The following is a 2,978-nucleotide window of genomic DNA, read 5'->3' on the forward strand; positions in this document are numbered from 1 at the left end:
AGTGCACCTTTTTTGGTGCCCAAAATCAATACCCCCAGAAAAATCATGCAATCCCCCATGTGAGAGTAGCCATGCAAAGAAGGAATTTTAACGGCATAAATACCAATAAAGGTAAGTGCCGCCATCATGCCCGTTTTTGTCAGGTCTTTGATAGAATATGTACTGTTCATTTCTTTTTTACCTCTCCTTTAAATTGCCCGCACACCGGATCTGGAAAGCATCTTCACCAAAACCCACAAGCAGGCACCTCTTCTTGTTACTTCGGTTTTTATTGTAGCATGACAATATGCGGCAGAACACCCTTCTTCTTCCATCGTTACAAATTGTACGGGTTCAATTTATACAACTGTATCCATACAATTATTCAGACATTCAGACAAAAAAAGCCCCCTGCTTGCGCAGGGGGGGCAAATCGTTAAAGAACCACAAAATTTTCTGCTTCATCCACATCTACCGTCAGCACTGCGCCGGGCTCTACCTGATCGGCAATAATCTTTCTTGCCAGCAGGGTTTCCACATGGCGCTGCACCAGTCGTTTCAAAGGTCTTGCGCCGAAAGCAGGGTCATAGCCCGTTTCGATGATGTGGTTTTTCGCCCGTTCTGTCAGTTCGCATTTCAGCTGTTTGTCTGCCAGTCTGCCGTTCAGATCCTTCAGGATCAGGTTGATGATATGGGTGATGTTATCCTTCGTCAGAGGTTTGTAGAAGACGATCTCATCCAGTCGATTCAGGAATTCGGGACGGAAGGACTGTTTCAGCAATGCCTCCACTTCCATTCTTGCGTCGTCGGAAATTTCGCCTGTTTCGTCGATGCCATCCAGCAGGTAAGAAGAACCCAGATTGGAGGTCAGGATGATAACTGTATTTTTGAAATCTACCGTTCTGCCCTGAGAATCGGTGATCCGTCCGTCATCCAATACCTGCAGCAGGATATTGAACACATCGGGATGGGCTTTTTCCACTTCGTCGAACAGGATAACGGAATAAGGTTTTCTTCTGACTGCTTCTGTCAGCTGGCCGCCTTCTTCATAGCCCACATATCCGGGAGGGGCACCGATCAGACGGGACACGCTGAATTTTTCCATATATTCCGTCATATCGATACGAACCATGTTCTTTTCATCATCAAACAGACATTCCGCCAGTGTTTTCGCCAGTTCCGTTTTGCCTACACCGGTAGGGCCCAGGAACAGGAAGGAACCGATAGGTCTGTTGGGGCTCTGGATGCCGGCACGGCTTCTCAAAATCGCTTCAGAAACCTTAGTCACGGCCTCTTCCTGACCAACTACCCTTTCATGGAGGATATCTTCCATATGAAGCAGTTTATCTCTTTCCCCTTCCATCAGTTTGGATACAGGGATACCAGTCCAGCGTTCGATGATACGGGCGATTTCTTCGTCTGTTACCTTATCTCGCAGCAGTACGTTTCTGCCGCTGTTTTCTTCAGCAAAGCGTTCTTTTTCTTCCAGTTCCTTCTGCAGCTGAGGCAGTTTGCCATATTTCAGTTCTGCCGCCTTATTCAGGTCATATTTGCGTTCTGCCGCTTCGATTTCGGCGTTGACATCTTCAATTTCTTCACGCAGTTTCTGTACAATGCCGATGGCATCCTTTTCATTCTGCCATTTTGCCTGCAGTGCCGCAAATTCATCCCGCATTTCCGCCAGTTCCTTCTGGATCTCCTGCAGATGTTCCATGGAAAGTTTATCATTTTCTTTTTTCAGCGCTGCTTCTTCGATCTCGTGCTGGATGATCTTTCTCTGGATGATATCCAGTTCCATGGGCATGGAGTCCATTTCTGTTCTAATCATCGCGCAGGCTTCATCCACCAGATCGATAGCCTTATCGGGCAGGAAACGGTCGGAAATATATCTATTGGACAGGGTTGCCGCCGCAATGATGGCCTGATCCTGAATTTTTACGCCGTGATAAACTTCATATCTTTCCTTCAGGCCACGGAGGATGGCAATGGTATCTTCCACCGTAGGTTCGCTGACCAGAACGGGCTGGAAACGACGTTCCAAAGCGGGGTCTTTTTCCACATACTGTCTGTATTCATTCAGGGTTGTAGCACCGATACAATGGAGTTCACCACGAGCCAGCATGGGTTTCAGCAGGTTGCCTGCATCCATGGCGCCTTCGCTCTTGCCTGCGCCGACGATAGTATGCAATTCATCAATGAACAGAATGATCTTGCCTTCGCTTTTCTTTACTTCGTTCAGGACTGCTTTCAGTCTTTCTTCAAATTCACCTCTGAATTTCGCCCCTGCGATCAGGGAACCCATATCCAGAGAAAAAATGGTTTTATCTTTCAGGCTGTTGGGCACGTCTTCTTTGACGATTCTCTGGGCCAGACCTTCGGCAATGGCCGTTTTACCAACGCCGGGTTCCCCAATCAGAACAGGGTTGTTCTTTGTTTTTCTGGACAGGATACGGATGACGTTACGAATTTCATCATCACGACCGATGACAGGGTCAAGCTTTTTGCTTCTGGCCTTTTCCACCAGATCGGTGCCGTATTTTTTCAGGGCATCGTAAGTGGCTTCGGGGGAATCGCTGGTCACACGGGTATTGCCGCGAACCGTTGCCAGCATTTTCATAAAGTCTTCCTTATTCACATTATACTGGCGAAAAATTTCCTTCAGAGAACTGTTAGGCGCATTGACCATTGCCATAAAAATATGTTCCACGGAAACGTATTCATCAGTCATGTTTTCTGCCAGTCGTTCTGCCGCAGTCAGTGTTTTTTCCACATCCACCGCCACTCTGGTCTGGCCGCCGCTGACACGGGGCAAACGTTTCACTTCATTTTCCACAGCCTGTGTCAGTCCGTTTACATTCACTTCCATTTTCTGCAGCAGCTGTGGGATGAGGCCGTCTTCCTGCTGCAAGAGCGCCAGTAACAGATGCTGCTGATCCAGCATGGGGTTGCCGTATTCGATGGCGCTGGACTGAGCGTTCTGGATGGCTTCCAGAGATTTC

At 48.0% G+C, this 2,978-nt stretch carries 2 protein-coding genes; both read right to left on the reverse strand.

Annotated features, from left to right (window positions below; genetic code table 11):
- Positions 1-170, reverse strand: a 170-nt coding sequence (locus tag ACJMLT_RS00565; RefSeq protein ID WP_405724995.1) for an ECF transporter S component, incomplete at its 3' end; no start/stop codon positions are given.
- A gap of 245 nt (positions 171-415) precedes the next feature.
- Positions 416-2,978 (reverse strand): ATP-dependent chaperone ClpB (gene clpB, locus ACJMLT_RS00570; RefSeq protein WP_405724991.1); only part of this gene is annotated, 2,563 nt, incomplete at its 5' end.

It is taken from the genome of Anaerotignum sp., assembly GCF_045122575.1.
Taxonomy (GTDB): Bacteria; Bacillota; Clostridia; order Lachnospirales; family Anaerotignaceae; genus Anaerotignum_A.